This window comes from Paenibacillus sp. JT31N7, assembly GCF_059692095.1.
In genome coordinates this window covers 145,795-162,675 of sequence record NZ_JCAUAT010000003.1, presented here as the reverse complement: position 1 = coordinate 162,675, position 16,881 = coordinate 145,795, and the positions used below count along the sequence as shown (strand labels likewise).

Sequence of the window (16,881 nt, the reverse complement as noted above, 5' to 3'; positions counted from 1 at the left end):
TTCGTAATTAATCAGCTCAATTTAACTAGTATACTCTTGATCTCTATTATTTGCGAACCGGCTTTACTAGATTTTTGTAAAACTTTCCTCCGCTTGGGGAAATAAAAAGGAGCCCTCCTGGGACCCCTTTTCAAACCCGGCTTACTTATTCGACAACCAGCACCGATTTCATGTCATCATGGCCTTCGCCGCAAGGCAGGATACATTTAATTTCGTATTTGCCCGGCTTCTCGAAGTTTACTTCCTGAGACTTGTTCGTTCCGTCCAGTTTAACGTCAACGCCTTCACCCGTGATGTCGATGGCATGCACGCCTTCTTTCAGGATGAGAGAAACTTTGGTCTGGCCTTTCGGAATTTTGTACTCCGCTTGATCGAATTTCCAGTTGGATGCTGCAATTTTGAGAGAAGCGCCGGCTGTTTCTTCCGCGGCTCTTTCCGCTTGTCGGGCATTGATATCTTGAAAGAGGAAACCCACTCCCATAGCACTCGCGCCGATAAATAGTACAAACATGATCCACTTGTACATGAAGATCCCCCCATCGCGTAATTACCTAATTATTGTACCTAAAATAACGGAAATTGCCTAATCCTTTCCTGAGGCAAACTTCGAATAATTTGTGACAATTCCGTGATAATTGATCCGCCGGCCGCTTCGGACCTTGAACGATCCAAAGCAAATCCATTTGCGGAAACCTAAAGTTCCTCGATAATGCCGAGAACCAGCTGCAGAAACTTCGGCTTGACCCGCTCCGTCGTCTCCATCACTTCCTGATGGGAAAGCGGCTGGTCCAAAATGCCCGCGGCCATGTTCGAGATGCAGGAGAAGCCGAGTACTTCGATGCCGGCATGACGTGCGACAATCACTTCCGGCACGGTCGACATACCGACGGCGTCCGCTCCGAGCGTACGAATCATGCGGATTTCAGCCGGTGTTTCGTAAGTCGGGCCGAGAAGCCCGAGGTAAACCCCTTCGCGCAGAGAGAAGTTCTGCTTCTCGGCAACGCTGTGCGCAAGCTTCGCAAGTCTTCTGCTGTAAGCCTGCGACATATCGGGGAACCGAACTCCGAGCTCGTCGTCGTTAGGACCGATGAGCGGATTGCGGAACATGAAGTTGATATGATCCTGGATCACCATCAGATCGCCGACTTCAAAGGAAGTGTTCACTCCGCCCGCCGCGTTAGTCACGATGAGCGTCTGAACGCCCAGGTCTTTCATGACGCGAACGGGGAAAGCGACCGTCTCCGCGCCGTAACCTTCGTACTGATGAAAGCGACCTTTCATCATGACGACTTGTCTGCCTTTTATCGTGCCGGCCACAAGCTCGCTTGCATGACCTTCCACGGTCGAAACCGGGAAGTGCGGGATATCGCTGTAGTCGATAACGACCGCTTCTTCGATAAGATCGGCCAGGACGCCGAGTCCGGAGCCGAGGATGAGACCGACGGTCGGACGGAAACCGATCTTCTGCTCGATATAGGACGCCGCTTCGGTGACGCGTTGTTTTTCTGTGCTCATGTAAGAACACTTCCTCTCTTATTGTGTCCGATTATTTGAATTCCTTGAATAAGGTTGTTCATTTGGACAACCCCCTCCGGTTGTCAAATGCGGGTTTAAAGCCTGGTAATTTTTTATGTAAGGCAAAAACAGCATGGACATTATCTCATTATTGCCTCCGGGATGCAAAAATACCCAATAACGCATTGCCGCGTTAAAGGCTTTACCTGTTCCCTCAAAAGGAAAAGCCCCTAAAGGGGGCCCGGGTAACCGTTCACGTCATTTTCGCTCTCGGATGCGTCCGGTCGTATACTTCCTTCATCTTGGATTTCGTCACATGCGTATACACCTGTGTAGTGGAAAGGTCCGCATGGCCCAGCATTTCCTGCACCGAGCGCAGATCCGCCCCGTTCTCCAGAAGATGTGTGGCGAAGGAATGCCGCAAGGTGTGCGGCGTAATGTCCTTGTCCACTTCGGCGTCCAAGGCATAGCGCTTGAGCATTTTCCAGAAGCCCTGGCGGGTCATGCGCGTACCCAGATGATTCACGAACAAGGCCGTTTCCGGCTTGTGCGCCTTCATCAGCTGCGGCCGCGAGGCGGATACGTATTCGTCGACCACTTTGGCGGCCATGCTTCCGAGCGGAATGATCCGCTCCTTGGCCCCGCTTCCGACGCAGCGGACAAATCCGAGGCTCGTGTTGACGTCGCCGACATCCAGGCTGATCAGCTCCGATACGCGGATGCCTGTCGCGTAAAGCACCTCCAGCATCGCCTTGTCCCGGATGCCGTTGCTCGTGTCCGTCTGCGGCGCCCCGAGCAGGCGCTCCATCTCGTCCATGGTCAGCACCTGGGGCAGCTTCTTCTCCTGCTTGGGATTCTCGATGTCCCGCGTAGGGTCGAAATCCATCCTCCCGCAGCGGATCATATAACCGTACAAGGAACGGATCGAAACAAGCGTCCGGGACTGGGTCGCCGTTGCCCTGCCGAGCTGCTTGAGACGGGAGATGTAACTGACCACATGCACCTTGCTCGTCTCGCCGAGCGTCCGGACGTTCTGCCGCTCCAGAAATTCTATATACTGCTGCAGATCCCGAGCATACGATTCGAGCGTATTCCGGGACAAGCCTTTCTCATGTTCCAGATAGTCCATGAATACTTCCAGATCTTCTCTCAAGGTTCCTTGCTCCTTCATGGCATTTCTAAGCTAGCCGGTTTTAAGTCTATATACCATTCGTCATAAAACCGATAATTCCTCTTTATTCCCCGTACCAATAAAACAAACGGAGCCTCGCGGCCATACTCTCGCTGCCTTCCGTCTTAATCGCGTGCTGCTGGAACACTTTTACCGAGGTTCCGCTGGGATGGCGGTACTTGTCAACCGGTTCGACCCAGACCGAAAACAGGGCAAACACCCGATACAGGACATAAGTCAGCGTTACGAACAAAATGAGAAACTTGGTCCTCTCCAGCCATTTATGTACGGATACGATCATACAACCCGTCCCCCCTTTATAACAAGCGTATGACCGGGGAACGCCGGATATGCGGCTCCCGCCGCACCTGTGTAAGGTTTCGGGTATAAAAAGAAGGAGCACCCGGCAGGCACTCCTTCCTCCTTCCTTGACCGTTAAAGAAGCGATTCCGCGCCGTCGATGAAAACTTCCGTGCCCGTAACGTGGCCGGACAGGTCGGAACCCAGGAAGACCAGCAGGTCCGCCACCTGCTCCGGCGTTCCGGGACGGTCCGCCAGCGGCATGCTCGTTTCCGGATATTCGACCGGTATCCGGATTTCCTCCAGCTCCGGCGTACGTTCCGTGCTGTCCTCGATGTTCGTGTTGATCGAACCGGGACAGATGACGTTGACGCGGATTTTATAGCGGGCCAGCTCGAGCGCAGCCATTTTGGCGAAGGCCACCTGCCCCGCTTTGGAAGAGCTGTAGGCCGTGAACCCGAAGTTTTTGAAAATCCTTGTTCCGTTGATGGAACTGGTGATCACGATGCTGCCCCCGTTTTCTTTGAGCAGCGGCACCGCGTATTTTACGGTCAGGAACGTGCCCTTCAGATTGGTCTGCAGAGTTGCGTCCCATTCCTCCGGCTCCAGGTCTTCGATCGGCGCTATTTTGCCGTTAATGCCCGCGTTGGCCAGCACGATATCCAGCCGTCCCCACGTTTCCCGCAGCTTCCGATAGGCCGATTTGACCTGTTCCGGGTCGGAAATATCCGCTTCGGCGACAATCGCTTCGCCGCCCTTGCGCATAATAATTTCCTGGACATCTTCGGCATACTCTTTGCTGATGTCCACCAGGCAGACCTTGACTCCCAGCTTGGCGAGTCTCAGCGCAGCCGCTTTGCCTATCCCCGAGCTTGCTCCCGTGATAAGCGCCGTTTTCCCGGCCAAGCCGTATTCCCCTGTATGTACGCTATTGGTTTGCTCCATGGTCCGTCCTCCTCTGAAAGCCGATACCTGCAGGGCAGCGGCATGTTGGTAGTGGGTATGTTCCACTGCCTCCTTACCCGGTGAACCGCCCGAAGAAACGAAAGAACGCGCCCGATATTCGTCTCCGTTCAGCAGGGCTGCAGAGGCGGCAAAAAGCCCGCTGAACCGGCAGCGGGCTTCCAGGAGCTTGCGGACGCATCAAACAGGCAAAAAACCTTCCGCGCCTGTTTAAACGAGCGAGGAAGGTTTTGCGCTTGCATGATGATGGTGGTGATGGTGCTTCGGGTTAGTGTCCTTATTTTTCGGCTGGTCGGCGCCTTTCTCCTGACATCTGTGACAGATACCCTGAAAATCGAGGCGGTGATCCAGCACTTTAAAGTTATATTCACGGGCGAGCCGTTCTTCCAGCGGTCCCAGCCAATCTTCCATAATTTCGTCCACTGCGCCGCACTGCACGCAGATCAAATGATGATGATGGTGATGGGTGCTGTCGCTGCGCAAATCGTAACGGGCTACGCCATCTCCAAAATTCATTTTCTCCAGCACATGCATATCGCTAAGCAATTCGAGCGTCCGGTACACGGTAGCAAGTCCGATTTCAGGAGCTTTGTCCTTGACGAGCATAAATACGTCCTCGGCGCTAAGGTGATCTTCTTCATTCTCGAGCAGCACTCGAACCGTCGCTTCCCGCTGGGGAGTCAGCTTGTAACCTTGGGATTGCAGCTGCTGCTTGATCTTCTCAATACGTGCTTCCATACGCCTCCCCCTCTTACAACGCGTCTAAACGGCGCGATAGTTTCCCTTTTTTTATTATAGAGGGAGGAAGTCACGAAAGTCAAACGACTATTTAGAATTATTCTAGTTAGTAAAAGCCGCCAGCATCGGCGTAACCCACTTCATCATCGTCGGAGACACAAATGCTTCCAAAAGCGCCGCCCCAAGCATGCAGACGCCCATCGCCAGCGTAACGCCCGAGTAACGCATGAACGGGTGGTAGATGGTTCCGCTCCGGCGGATGAGCCTGTTTTTAATAATGAATAGAGAGAAGCTGATGGAAACGACGCTGCAGATCAGAATGGCGGGAACCACGATCAAATTCGGAGGCGCAATGGAAACGAGGGCGAAAGTGATGCCTTTCCACGAAAGCTGCCCGACCATAAAACCTACGCTGAAGCCGATCAGGACCCCTTTGAGAAAATCCAGTACGAGAATGAGCGGCAGCCCGATAACGGACAGACCGAGCGTCCAGATGAGCAGAATCCATTTCATATGAAGCGAGAACGCCGCCAGCATCGACTGCTTCCCGTCCACCTGGGCCCCGTCCTGTATCGTCCGGTAGAACGAACTGAGATAGCGCCCCAGCTCCTGTTTCTGTTCGAGAGACAGCGCATTGACCATGACGGCGCCGAACACGACACCCACGACGAAGAGGACCGAGACGAATAGAAAGAGCGTAAACTGTTCTCTAAAATACTGTTTCAAGGTCTGCATAGCCGGCATGATAAGTCCTCCTTGTCCGCTTGTTCACTATAGGCATTCTATGCGGCGGATAACCGGGATAGACCAAGCCGTACGACGATGCGAAAAAAGCAAAAAGCCCTCTTGGCTTGAGGGCTTTGCTTCGCTGAATAGCGGCTGGCGGTCATCCGGCAGGAGTGGCTTCCGGCGGTCCTCGCTGGATTTTGACGGATATCAAAGGCTTTCTCGGCATCGCCAATATCGCCGAATCTCTTTGGATATCCGCAGATAACGCCGGATACAATCAGACAACAGAGCAAAACGCAGGATACCGGCGTATCTCTCGCCGGATCTAGCCGATTCCGGCGGATACGTCTGTGCGGCCGCGGTCACCTGCGCTTGTATCACAGGTTCTGCCTCTCCTACGCCTCCGGCAGAGGCGTGTCGGTCGGCTTGCCCGCGGTACCTTTGTAGGTCTCGTCGACCACCTTGCGGATCTCCAGCGGCGTCTTTCCGTCCTTCTTGAGCGAGATGGTCTTTACCGCGATCTCCATGCAGATCCCGCAGCGCGTCCCGTGATCGTCCCAGACGACGGAACCGTCCGCGTTCGTTTTGCGGATAAAGCAGTTCTGGTTGCTCTTGTGACCGGCGCTTTCGCCGCAGCCGCAGTAGCACGGCATGGACTGCAGCAGGTCCGCGTTTTTGCCGGCCAGCTCGTAAACAAGCCGGATCTCTTCGCGCTGCTTGTTCAGAAAGGACGGCAGGACGGCGGACGAAGCCGTCTTCTCCTGCAGGTCCCCGTTCGCGGCGGGATGCGCCGCGCCGTCTCCGTGCGCATCCCGCTTGGCTTCGCCGCTTCCGCAGGCGGCTGCCAGCATGCTTGCGCACAAAAGGGTGGCCGTAAGCAGGCCCCATTTTTTCTTCATGTTCAGATTCCCCTCTCCCTGCGCGGGAATTAAATCGCTGCTAGTACGGACACGCGTTATTGTTTGGCACGGGTGCCGCTCGCTCCCTTTTCAGCCGGCCGCGCTTTCGCCGGCGCTTTTACTTTCCCGTAGGTGCCTCCGCCGCCCACCTGGAGATCAAGGACACCCGAACGGGCCTCCAGGATCATCCGGGCAATGTCGTCTCCCACCGTCTCGGCCAGCTCGCTTCGCGTTGCCCGGTGCAGGATGTTCATTTCGGTGCCGAATCTGGCCAGCAGCCCGTCCAGCTTTCTTTTGCCCAGCCCCGGAATGAACTCCAGAGGTACCTGGTAGTAGTAGGGCGGTCGGTAATCCGGCACATGCGGCTCCTCGCGTCCTGCAAGCTCCAGAATGCGGTCCATAACGCCGCGCACTACTTTGGGGCTGCCGCAGTACAGGCACCTTCCCACGGCGGCCTCGCTCTCGTCCAGGATGCTTTCGCAGCTCAGACAATAGGTGCGGTGATACTTGCCGAGCCGCGGATTCAGGCCGTAGTTCGCGGTAACCGCACGGCCGCCTTCTCTCCGGAGAGCGAGCACAAACTCCGCGAACGTAGGCTCCGCCAGCCGCAGCTCATTGTACTCGCGGCCGATTTTTCCGAGCGAATGGGCATCCGAATTCGTGACGTACGTGTAGCGGTCCAGTTCCGGCAGATAGCCCGCCATCTCGGAATCGGAGCTCAGCCCGAGTTCGACACCCGCCAGCCCGTCCAGATCCAGCATGTGCTCCATGCGGGTCGAACCGCTTCCGTAAATGCTTTTGTGCGGCGTAAAAATGTGGGCGGGAATCATAATGCCTCCGCGCCCGAGCACTTCGGCCTGCAGCTCCCTGGCCGTGACATACATGCGCTGGGAGCTCAGCTCCACATTTTTCATCCGCGGACGCATCCACTCCGTAAACTCTTTCATCTGGGCCAGCTTCGGAAGAAAAACGAGCAGATGCACCGGTCCCATTCCCGGATCGCGCACCTCGATTTCGCTTCCCAGCAGAACCGTGGTCTGGTGATAGCGGATGCCCCCGCCGTCCAGCTCCTTCATTTCGCCGGCAGCGAGATAGTGCTCGATTTCTTCCTGCACCGCCGGCGAATGGCAGTCGATGATGCCGACGATCTCGATCCCTTTGCGGTCGGACGCTTCGCGGGCAATGTTGTAGAACGTCAAGTTCCGGGCTCCGCTGATCTTGACGGCGGCTCCCTTCTCCGTCCGGCCGATATGAATGTGAAGATCCGCGTAGTACGTCCGCAGCATCAGAACGATCCTGTCAGCTTGTACGCCTGCCAGGCATACACGGCCGTGATGGTTTTGGCGTCGCTGATGCTCCCGCGCGCAATCAGCTCTTTCGCCTCCTGGAGGGTGATCGCTTCGCACTCCAGAAATTCGTCCTCGTCCGGCCGCGCTTCCCCGCGGACCAGGTTTTCGGCTACGAACAGATGTAGAATTTCATCGGCAAAACCCGGAGACGTATAAAAGGAGCAAACCGGACGCACCGACACCGAACTGTAGCCGGTTTCTTCCTCCAGCTCTCGGATCGCCGCCCGGATCGGCTCTTCGCCGGGATCGAGCTTGCCGGCCGGAATTTCCACCTGGCTTTTTTCCAGCGCCTTGCGGTACTGCTCCACCACGATCATCCGGTCGTCGTCGGTTAAGGCCAATACCGCCACGGCACCCGGATGCTTCACGATTTCGCGCGTGGCCGTTTCCCCGTTCGGCAGGCGCACATGATCCACCTGCAGCGTAATGATTTTCCCCTTGAAGATGGGTTCGGTTTTTATCGTAACTTCCTCAAATTTCCGATTGTTTTGTTCTGCTGACATGTCTCGCTCCTCCCCCGGGTGAATCCCGGAAACGCTTGTTTTCTCCCCTATTATATCAAATGGCTGAAAAAAAACGGCTTTACCCTGTGTTGAATTATGGCAAAACGGGGAAAGAATGAATACAGGGTTTTGTGCCTTATTTTAACAGCTGACATAACTCGTCCCTTACTCGCATAGGTTTTAACCTAAACTAATTGCGGAAATGAGGAATGAATCATGAAAAATTTTACAGCTTCCGAAAGTCTGTGTCTCGTCGGAAAGGCATGGGAAATCAAACAATACCTGGAGCTTGCCGTTAAGAAAGGCGGGCGCGATTTGCCTCTCGTCGTTTTCTTGGAACAAAAATCCGGATGACCTTGCGCTCTTCGGCCCCAGGCAAGCATCAACCGTTTACGGCCTCCCGAACCGGCTTCCGTTCCAGGGCTCAATCTTGTCGTAAATCCCGTACGATTGTAAAGGCGCCGCGCCAGGTTCCGGCTGTTTACGGATGAGCTGCTGCAATTCGGCCGCGATCCGGCTGCGCTCGCTCTCCGCTATATTCATATACGATACTCCTCCGATCGTCGCCGTAGTGGCTTCCAGCGGCATCGTAACCACATCGTTTCCGGTCAGCGCGGAAAATGTGCTCCCCATCTGGAAAATGGTTCGGGCCGGGATGTCCATACGGACATTGCCTCCCATAATTTTAAGCAGGTTGTTAATCTTGGCCACGTTGCGGTATTGAACCGTCTGGGTAAGAAGCTCGCGCACAACCTGCTGCTGGCGGCGCATTCTGCCGAAATCTCCGTCCGCATCTCCCCGGTACCGGGCGTAATTAAGCGTCTGCTGACCGCTCAGCGTCTGCCGGCCTTTCTTGAGATACACATGACGATGGGTAATCCGGTCGTCGAAGTCCATATTTTTCTCCACGTCAACAGACAGCCCTCCGAGCGTATCCACAAACTCTTTGACTCCGTTAAAATTAAAAGCCATATAGTAATCTACCGGGATGCCGAAAAACGCTTCGACTGTTTTCACGGCCAGATCCGCTCCTCCATATGCGTAAGCGTGCGCCAGCTTCTCTTTGCCGTGTCCCTGAATACGGATTCGCGTATCCCGCGGGATCGAAAGCAGCGTTATTTTCTGGCTCGAAGAATCGGCGACGGCCAGCATGTTCGTATCCGAACGCCCCTGCTCCACGTTTCCCGAGTCTATTCCCAGCATAAGAAATACATACGTCTGCTTGGCAAGAGTTTCACGGACCGGCGCAGGATTTACCGGGTTGGTTTGCGGAACTCCCGTTTCGGTTCGTTCTTTGTACACCAGATTCCAGCTGCGATAAGCGTTCCAGCCGTAATAGCCGCAGACCGCGAGCAGCACGGCAAGGGGTAGTGCCGCCCAGAGCCATCTCTTCTTTCGTTGTCGCTTCATCCGTCCCGTCTCACCCCCCGATTCTGCAAGATGTGCAATATCCGTAGTATGGGGAAACCGACGACAAAAAAAAGATCCCCGCCCCTAACATCTTCTGTAGAAAGCGGCAAACTTTGTGAAACCAAAACAAAGACGTACTTCTCCCCCGGGAGCCGTACGTCTTTGTCGATAAATCGGGGCAAAACGGAAACCCCTAAGCAAAACCTCCATCCGGATTGCCGTTAGGCCTGTCGGGATGGAGGTTTTTGGGTTGGGACTGCTTATTTCGCTTGTTCCGTTACTTCTCGGACGATAGCCACGACCGCTTCCGCTGTTTTCACGAGATCGGATACGGCGATATGTTCGTTGGTGGTGTGAATTTCCTTGTAACCTACCGCCAGGTTCACCGTAGGAATTCCCATGCCGTTGAAAATATTCGCGTCGCTGCCCCCGCCGGAATGGAACGTGCCGGTTTTGCAGCCCATGCCTTCCAGGGCCTTCATGGCCAGCTTCACAACCGGCGATGTTTCGTCGTGCATGAAAGCCGGATACACGATATCCGCTTCGAAATCGCACGTCGTGCCGAAATCGGCCGCCGTATCTTTGCACGCCTGCTCCATCGCGGCCAGCTGAGCTTCCAGCTTGCTTTGGACGATGCTGCGCGCTTCCGCTTCGAGGAGCACGCGGTCGCAGACCACGTTAAGGGGACCGAGGCCGGAGAAGCTGCCGATGTTGGCCGTCGTCTCCGAATCCAGACGGCCCAGCTTCATGCGGGATACCGCTTTGCTTGCCACTTGAATGGCCGAAATGCCGTCTTCCGGGTTCACGCCCGCGTGAGCGGATTTGCCGTACATGACGATCTTGATTTCGGCGCGAGCCGGAGCGGCCACGGCGATTTCGCCGATCTCGCCATTGGAGTCCAGCGCATAGCCAAACTCCGCCTTCATGACGGACGGATCCATCGCGCGGGCGCCTTTCAGCCCGGATTCTTCCCCTACCGTGATCACGAACTGGATCGGACCGTGAGCGATATTTTGCTCCTTCAGCACCCGGATAGCTTCGAACATGGCCGCAATTCCGGCTTTGTCGTCACTGCCCAGAATCGTGGTTCCGTCGCTTCGGATAATTCCGTCTTCACCGATTTGCGGCTTGATTCCGTTGCCCGGAGCTACCGTATCCATATGGCTGGTAAAGAAAATGCACGGAGTGGACTCCGGTGCGCCGCTCGCTTCCAGCATACAAATCAGATTGCCTGCACCGTGCCCGGTTTTCTCGGCTGCATCGTCCGTCTGGATGGAAAGACCGAGTTCCTTGAACTTCGCCTGCAGGACTTCACTGATCTCCTGCTCGTATTGCGTCACGCTGTCGACTTGTACAAGCTCGATAAATTCTTTTATTAACCGTTCCTGCTGGATCATGGGTTCCCTCCGTTGTTGCAATGGTTTACAATAGAGTCAGCGAAAAGTTTGTCCGAATAGGAGTGATTGGTATGAAACGCAACCGTCTGTTCAAAATCGTCGTGTACATCATGCTGTTCAGCATGGTCGCATCGACCTTGATGGTCTCCCTCAGCTTCCTGACAACCTCATAATACGCCTCAATACAGCTTGGTTTCAAGATTGTAGGCTTCCATATTTTCCTTCACGCGCTGTAAAAAGCGTCCGCAGATAACCCCGTCCAGAATCCGGTGGTCCAGCGACAGGCAGATGTTCACCATCGAACGGACCGCGATCATATCCTGGATGACGACCGGCCTTTTCACGATGGATTCGAAGGTCAGGATGGCCGCCTGCGGATAGTTGATAATCGGCTGCGAAAGGATGGAACCGAAGGACCCCGTGTTGTTCACGGTAAAAGTGCCCCCCTGCAGGTCGTTTAACGACAGCTTGCCGGTGCGGGCCTTTTTCGTTAGGGTGTCCGCTTCGAGGGCAAGCCCGGCGATATTCATCTGATCCGCTTTCTTGATCACGGGCGTCAGAACGGATTCTTCCGTACCGACCGCAAGCGCGAGGTTAATGTCCCGCTTGATAATGATTTTGTCGACCGCCCAGACCGAGTTCATGATCGGATAGTCTTTGATGGCGTTGACGACAGCCTTGAGAAGAAACGGAAGATACGTGAGATTGATCCCTTCACGACGCATGAATTCTTCTTTGACCTTGCTCCGCAGGGTAACGAGATTCGTTACGTCCACTTCGATCATGGTCCAGGCGTGCGGTATTTCCGATACGCTCTGGCGCATGCGGCTCGCGATCGTGTTGCGGATCGGCGTCACATCGATGAACGTTTCGCCCCGCGAATCGGAATTCGCGTCGAATTCGAGCGGCGTCGGCGGATTCTGCGAAAGGTGAATGCCGCTGCTGCGCACCGGAATTTGCGGTTCCGGTCTGTAAGGATTGACAACCGGCGCTTCCGCAGACGGACGATGATTCGGCGCGGATGGCGTTTGCTGCGCCGCGGGAGCCGCCTGCGTCTGCTGTACCGCAGCTTGGCTGCCGCCGTTCGCAGCCGCCGGTGCTCCGCCCTGCGCTATGTAGGTTTCGACGTCCTTGCGCGTGATGCGCCCGCCGAAACCCGTCCCCTTGACGCGGCCGAGATCCACGGCGTTCTCCGCGGCAAGACGCTGTACGGCGGGCGAGTACCGGCCGCGCATGCTCTGGTCGGCGCTTTCTTCCGCGATTGCCGCCGCGGAGTCTCCCTGAGATGCCGGGCCGCCGCCTGCGCCCGCGGAAGCCGCGTCCGCCGTCTCCGGTACTTCCAGGAGGCAGATCGGGTCTCCTACGGCTGCGGTCTCGCCGCTGCCGACAAGGATTTTGACCAGCCGGCCTTCGATCGGGCTGGGCATTTCGACGTTGACTTTGTCCGTGTACAGCTCGCAAAGCACGTCGTACTGCTGGATATAGTCACCGGGCTGCTTCAGCCAGGTACCTACCGTAGCGGAAACGAGACTTTCCGCAAGATGAGGTACCGGTACTTCGGCCAGCCGGAATTTTGATTCGCTCATATCGCGTTCCCCCATTAAAACTGCGCGAGTTCTCTCATCGCGTCCGCTAATTTGTCCGTGTTAAGCAGGAAAAACTTTTCCATCGGCGGGTTCATTCCGACGGCCGGAACATCCGGGCCGCATAAACGGCGGATCGGCGCATCGAGATCGTACAGCAGCTCTTCGGCCACGATAGCCGCGACTTCGGCCCCGATCCCGCCTGTTTTGTTATCTTCGTGGGCGATTAGAACCTTGCCCGTTTTTGCCGCCGCTTCCAGAATCGCCTCGACGTCAAGCGGCTGGATCGTGCGCAGATCGAGCACGTGGGCGCTGATGCCTTCCTTCGCCAGCTCTTCCGCCGCCTGCAGGGCATAATGCACCGCAATCCCGTAAGCGATCACGGTCAGATCCGTGCCTTCGCGCTTCACCTCGGCTTTGCCTATCGGTACGATATAATCGCCCTCAGGCACTTCCGCCGATAGCGAGAGGTAGCACTTCTTATGTTCAAAATAGAGCACCGGGTCCGGGTCCCGAATAGCCGCCAAAAGCAGCCCCTTGGCGTCATAAGGATTGGACGGCGCGACCATTTTGAGTCCGGGCGTTCCGAAGAATACCGATTCCGGGCACTGCGAGTGATAAATCGCTCCGCCTCCCGCCGCTCCGTAAGGGGCACGAATAACGATCGGACAGCTCCAGTCGTTATTGGAACGGTAGCGGATTTTGGCCGCTTCGCTGATAATCTGGTTGGTCGCCGGAAAAATAAAGTCCGCGAACTGGATTTCCGCGATAGGTTTCATCCCGTACATCGCGGCTCCGACCGCCGCTCCGACGATAGCCGATTCGGCCAGCGGCGTATCGAGCACGCGGCTCTCGCCGTAAAGGTCACGAAGACCTTTCGTCGCGTTGAGCACGCCGCCTTTGCCGACGTCTTCTCCCAAAACAAATACATTTTCGTCGCGCTGCATTTCGTCCTGCATCGCCGAACGGATTGCTTCCAAATAGGTAATTACTGCCACGTTGCTGCCTCCCTCTGCTCTTGCACTTACGCTTGGGCGTATACGTGCTTCAGCGTATCTTCGCCTGTCGGATAAGGAGCCGCGTCCGCATAGGCTGTCGCTTCATTGATTTCCTGCTGAATCGCAGCCTGCAGCTCCTGGTCCTTCTCTTCGCTCCAGATGCCGCAGTCGATCAGATATTGACGGAATTTCGGCAGGCCGTCTTTGGCGCGGTTCTCTTCCACTTCTTCCTTCGTGCGGTACAAGAGATCGTTATCGGACGTGGAGTGCGGAGGAACCCGGTACAAATCCGCCTCGATCAGCGTCGGACCTTCGCCCCGCAGAGCGCGCTCGCGGGCTTCTTTCACCACGCGGTACACTTCCAGCGGATCGTTGCCGTCCACCTTCACACCGGGGAAGCCGTAGCCGATCGCCCGGTCGGCGATATTGCCCGCAACCTGCTTGTGATGCGGAACCGAAATCGCATACCGATTATTCTCGCACATGAGAATGACAGGCAGCTTGTGGACGCCGGCGAAGTTGCAGCCTTCGTGGAAGTCACCCTGGTTGCTGGAACCTTCTCCGAAGGTAACGAATGAGACGAGCTCGTCGCCCTTCATCTTGGCGGCCAGGGCAATCCCGACCGCATGCGGCACCTGCGTCGTAACCGGGCTGGAGCCCGTCACGATACGGTGCTTCCGGTGTCCGAAGTGACCCGGCATCTGGCGGCCGCCGCTGTTGGGATCTTCCGCTTTCGCAAATACCGAAAGCATCAGTTCCTTCATGGTCATGCCCACCGAAAGAACAAACGCGTAATCGCGGTAGTAAGGCAGGAAATAATCTTTCTCGGCGTCGAGAGCGTATGCCGCTCCGGCCTGAGCCGCTTCCTGGCCTACGCCCGAAACGTGAAAGGCAATTTTGCCGGAACGCTGCAGAAGCAGGGACCGCTCGTCGAATTTACGCGCGAGCAGCATGGATGTATACATTTGAATGACTCTTTCATCGGAAAGTCCTAATTGTTGATGCTTAACGTATTGACCGATGGACATTGGGGCTGCGCCTCCTTTTTGTTACCTGGTCTTAATACTAGACACTATAAGTTTATTATAAACGGTATTCTTGTCCAATTCAACGGACATTTGGCACAGACAGCCGTTTTCAACCCTTGGTTAAATGTGGATAGCCCGTCCTTCGGCGGCCAGAACCGCTTCCGCGAACGCCTCCGAAAGCGTCGGATGCGGATGGATCGTGCTGCCGATTTCCCACGGGGAAGCTTCCAGAAGCTGAGCCAGTGCGGCTTCGGCGATGTAATCCGTAACGTGAGGCCCGATCATGTGAACGCCGAGCAGATCGTTCTTGTCCGCATCGATCACGACTTTGACAAACCCGTCGTTCTCCCCGTATACGATGGCTTTGCCGAGCGGCTTGAAGCCGAACTTGCCGGTCTTGACCCGGAAGCCTTTCTCTTTGGCTTCCGCTTCCGTCCAGCCGACGGACGCGATTTCCGGCCGCGTATACACGCATCTCGGGATGCGGTGCGCCTCGTGCGTGTGCGGCTTCAAGCCGCAGATATGCTCCACCGCGACAACGCCTTCGTGGCTGGCCGCGTGGGCCAGCTGCAGACCGCCGATCACATCGCCGATGGCGTAGATGTGAGGGATGTTCGTCTGCATGTACCCGTTCACGCGGATGAAGCCGCGCTCGAGCTTCACATCGGTGTTCTCCAGCCCGAACTGTTCCACGTTCGGGGCTCTTCCCACCGATACGAGGATCTTGGCGGCGGCGAGCTCCACGCGCTCGCCTTGCTGCTCGGCGGCGACCGTGACGCCGGAAGCGTCTTTGCGGAGCGTGTCCGCGAGCACGCTGGCGTTCGTGAGCACCTTCACGCCGCGCTTGCGGAGCAGCCGGTCCAGCTCGCGGGAGATTTCCTCGTCCTCTGTCGGCACGAGGCGGGGACCCGCTTCCACGACGGTTACGTCCACGCCGAAATCGTTCATCATCGACGCCCACTCCACGCCGATTACACCCCCGCCGACGATGATCAGGGAATCCGGCAAGGTTTCAAGCGCCAGAGCCTCGTCGCTCGTCAGGACGTGTTCTCCGTCCGGCTCCAGACCGGGCAGGACGCGCGGCCGTGATCCCGTGGCGAGGATAAGGTGTTCGGGAATCAGTGTCTCGAAGCTGCCGTCCGGCATTTCGACGGAAAGCGTTCCGCTTCTCGAAGAGAAAATCGACGGAGCCATAATGCGGCCGATTCCGTTAAAAACGTCGATTTTATTTTTTTTCATCAAATACTGCACGCCCTTGTGAATCTGCGCCACGATCCCGTCTTTCCGGGACTGCACACGCGTGAAATCCAGGGAAACCTCCGGCGCGATGATACCGAACTCCTCCGCTTGTCTGGTCGTCGCCAGAACCTCCGCACTTCTCAAAAGCGCTTTGCTCGGGATACAGCCGCGGTGCAGACAGGTTCCCCCCAGTTTGTCTTTCTCCACCAAAGCCACTTTCTTGCCGAGCTGAGCCGCACGGATTGCGGCCACGTAACCGCCCGTTCCTCCTCCGAGAATAACGATATCGTATGCTTGTCCACTCATTCCTGTTCCTCCTGTTCTTTAACAAGGCCTGTTACCTTGGGTCATTCATGCTTCTATGTGTATGAACCTTTTATGTAGGGCAGGGCTGATTCGTCCTCATTGTACAACGTACAAGGGCCTTCCGTAAAAGTCGGCTGCCGGGCAGGGCGTGCCCCCGTACGGCCGATCCCCGTCCCGTTCATTGTAACCCCTGTACGCCCTTAAAATATAGTAGTCGCCCGAAAATAGACAGAACCATCCGGACACGGTATCATGGAAATAAAGGCGCTTAGCCCCCACTTATTCTCTTCTCTGATTTGTAAAGGAGCCGCATTTATGAAAGATAAATTAAGCCGTTTTGTCGCGATCATGCTTCTCGTTATTCCCGGCGTTATGGCGACCTACGGTTTTCTGTCCATGAAAGACGCGTTTTTCCATCAATTCGAGGCGGAAGGCTATATGCAATGGGGCAAATTCGTCCTCGGTTTCATTCTTTTCGGTCTCGGCGTCGCCTTTATCGGCGGCTGGACCTTTTTCCGCGACCGCAAGCGCAATTACGTTGCACCACGGTTCAAAGTAAAGCGCAGGCGGTAATAGTCAGTTGGGTCAGGCCGGCGAAAAGGAATCCGCAGCTCCCGGCGCTCGGTTCGGCGTCGCATGACGGAAGACGGCGGGTATCCGCCCGGCACAATTTATTCCGGTCCGGTTTTTAATGGAGGACAGCCACCTTCACCTATGCAAGCCCCGTCTCAAACAAACAGCCCCGCCGCCGGA

General features: G+C 56.0%; 19 protein-coding genes. 3 read left to right on the top strand and 16 right to left on the bottom strand.

Features of this window, described 5'->3' with window-relative positions; translation table 11 throughout:
- Positions 1-145 precede the first annotated feature (145 nt).
- The 10 genes from AC58P5_RS15245 to AC58P5_RS15200 all read right to left on the bottom strand — a co-directional run bounded on the left by AC58P5_RS15245 (position 146) and on the right by AC58P5_RS15200 (position 8,167).
- Complete coding sequence (locus AC58P5_RS15245; RefSeq protein ID WP_497387869.1) at positions 146-526, bottom strand: cupredoxin domain-containing protein; 381 nt, start codon at positions 524-526, stop codon at positions 146-148.
- 167 nt (positions 527-693) lie between these two features.
- Positions 694-1,515 carry a purine-nucleoside phosphorylase gene (locus AC58P5_RS15240; RefSeq protein WP_497387867.1) on the bottom strand — a complete coding sequence of 274 codons (822 nt, stop codon included), beginning with the start codon at positions 1,513-1,515 and terminating at the stop codon, positions 694-696.
- 253 nt (positions 1,516-1,768) lie between these two features.
- On the bottom strand, positions 1,769-2,668 hold the full coding sequence (gene xerD, locus AC58P5_RS15235; protein ID WP_497387865.1) for a site-specific tyrosine recombinase XerD: 900 nt from the start codon (positions 2,666-2,668) through the stop codon (positions 1,769-1,771).
- A gap of 82 nt (positions 2,669-2,750) precedes the next feature.
- Complete coding sequence (locus AC58P5_RS15230) at positions 2,751-2,987, bottom strand: DUF4227 family protein (protein WP_497387863.1); 237 nt, start codon at positions 2,985-2,987, stop codon at positions 2,751-2,753.
- Positions 2,988-3,121: 134 nt separating this feature from the next.
- Positions 3,122-3,931, bottom strand: a complete 810-nt coding sequence (locus AC58P5_RS15225; protein ID WP_497387861.1) for an SDR family oxidoreductase — start codon at positions 3,929-3,931, stop codon at positions 3,122-3,124.
- A 228-nt stretch (positions 3,932-4,159) separates the two neighbouring features.
- The gene (gene fur / locus AC58P5_RS15220) at positions 4,160-4,687 is read right to left on the bottom strand and encodes a ferric iron uptake transcriptional regulator (protein ID WP_497387860.1); all 528 of its coding nucleotides are present in this window, start codon (positions 4,685-4,687) and stop codon (positions 4,160-4,162) included.
- Between the two features lie 102 nt (positions 4,688-4,789).
- A complete protein-coding gene (spoIIM, locus tag AC58P5_RS15215) occupies positions 4,790-5,431 on the bottom strand; it encodes a stage II sporulation protein M (RefSeq protein WP_497387859.1) in 642 nt (213 codons plus the stop codon).
- Between the two features lie 380 nt (positions 5,432-5,811).
- On the bottom strand, positions 5,812-6,315 hold the full coding sequence (locus tag AC58P5_RS15210; protein ID WP_497387858.1) for a PCYCGC motif-containing (lipo)protein: 504 nt from the start codon (positions 6,313-6,315) through the stop codon (positions 5,812-5,814).
- A gap of 56 nt (positions 6,316-6,371) precedes the next feature.
- Complete coding sequence (locus AC58P5_RS15205; protein WP_497387856.1) at positions 6,372-7,601, bottom strand: endonuclease Q family protein; 1,230 nt, start codon at positions 7,599-7,601, stop codon at positions 6,372-6,374.
- Positions 7,601-8,167, bottom strand: a complete 567-nt coding sequence (locus AC58P5_RS15200) for an NUDIX hydrolase (RefSeq protein ID WP_497387854.1) — start codon at positions 8,165-8,167, stop codon at positions 7,601-7,603. Before AC58P5_RS15200 ends, AC58P5_RS15205 begins: the two co-directional genes overlap by 1 nt.
- 216 nt (positions 8,168-8,383) lie before the next feature.
- Here AC58P5_RS15200 and mciZ point away from each other — a divergent pair, with 216 nt between their 5' ends.
- Positions 8,384-8,521, top strand: coding sequence for a Z-ring formation inhibitor MciZ (gene mciZ / locus AC58P5_RS15195; protein WP_497387852.1), 138 nt, complete (start codon positions 8,384-8,386; stop codon positions 8,519-8,521).
- Positions 8,522-8,557: 36 nt separating this feature from the next.
- Here the strand turns inward: mciZ and AC58P5_RS15190 are convergent, their stop codons facing one another.
- Positions 8,558-9,577: an LCP family protein gene (locus AC58P5_RS15190; RefSeq protein WP_497387851.1), complete on the bottom strand. Its 1,020-nt coding sequence runs from the start codon at positions 9,575-9,577 to the stop codon at positions 8,558-8,560.
- 260 nt (positions 9,578-9,837) lie between these two features.
- A complete protein-coding gene (locus AC58P5_RS15185; RefSeq protein WP_497387850.1) occupies positions 9,838-10,974 on the bottom strand; it encodes a M20/M25/M40 family metallo-hydrolase in 1,137 nt (378 codons plus the stop codon).
- A 71-nt stretch (positions 10,975-11,045) separates the two neighbouring features.
- Between AC58P5_RS15185 and prli42 the strand changes: the two genes are divergently transcribed.
- A complete protein-coding gene (gene prli42, locus AC58P5_RS15180; RefSeq protein ID WP_016423989.1) occupies positions 11,046-11,147 on the top strand; it encodes a stressosome-associated protein Prli42 in 102 nt (33 codons plus the stop codon).
- 6 nt (positions 11,148-11,153) lie between these two features.
- On the opposite strand, the gene AC58P5_RS15175 is transcribed toward prli42, so the two are convergent.
- From AC58P5_RS15175 to lpdA, 4 genes are all read right to left on the bottom strand, one after another.
- Positions 11,154-12,560, bottom strand: a complete 1,407-nt coding sequence (locus tag AC58P5_RS15175; protein ID WP_497387848.1) for a dihydrolipoamide acetyltransferase family protein — start codon at positions 12,558-12,560, stop codon at positions 11,154-11,156.
- Positions 12,561-12,574: 14 nt separating this feature from the next.
- Positions 12,575-13,555 (bottom strand): alpha-ketoacid dehydrogenase subunit beta, encoded by a 981-nt coding sequence (locus AC58P5_RS15170; RefSeq protein WP_497387846.1) that lies wholly within the window; start codon positions 13,553-13,555, stop codon positions 12,575-12,577.
- A 26-nt stretch (positions 13,556-13,581) separates the two neighbouring features.
- The gene (locus AC58P5_RS15165) at positions 13,582-14,583 is read right to left on the bottom strand and encodes a thiamine pyrophosphate-dependent dehydrogenase E1 component subunit alpha (RefSeq protein WP_497387843.1); all 1,002 of its coding nucleotides are present in this window, start codon (positions 14,581-14,583) and stop codon (positions 13,582-13,584) included.
- 120 nt (positions 14,584-14,703) lie between these two features.
- The gene (lpdA, locus tag AC58P5_RS15160) at positions 14,704-16,128 is read right to left on the bottom strand and encodes a dihydrolipoyl dehydrogenase (protein WP_497387840.1); all 1,425 of its coding nucleotides are present in this window, start codon (positions 16,126-16,128) and stop codon (positions 14,704-14,706) included.
- Between the two features lie 315 nt (positions 16,129-16,443).
- Here lpdA and AC58P5_RS15155 point away from each other — a divergent pair, with 315 nt between their 5' ends.
- On the top strand, positions 16,444-16,701 hold the full coding sequence (locus tag AC58P5_RS15155) for a DUF2627 domain-containing protein (protein ID WP_497387838.1): 258 nt from the start codon (positions 16,444-16,446) through the stop codon (positions 16,699-16,701).
- Positions 16,702-16,881: the final 180 nt, after the last annotated feature.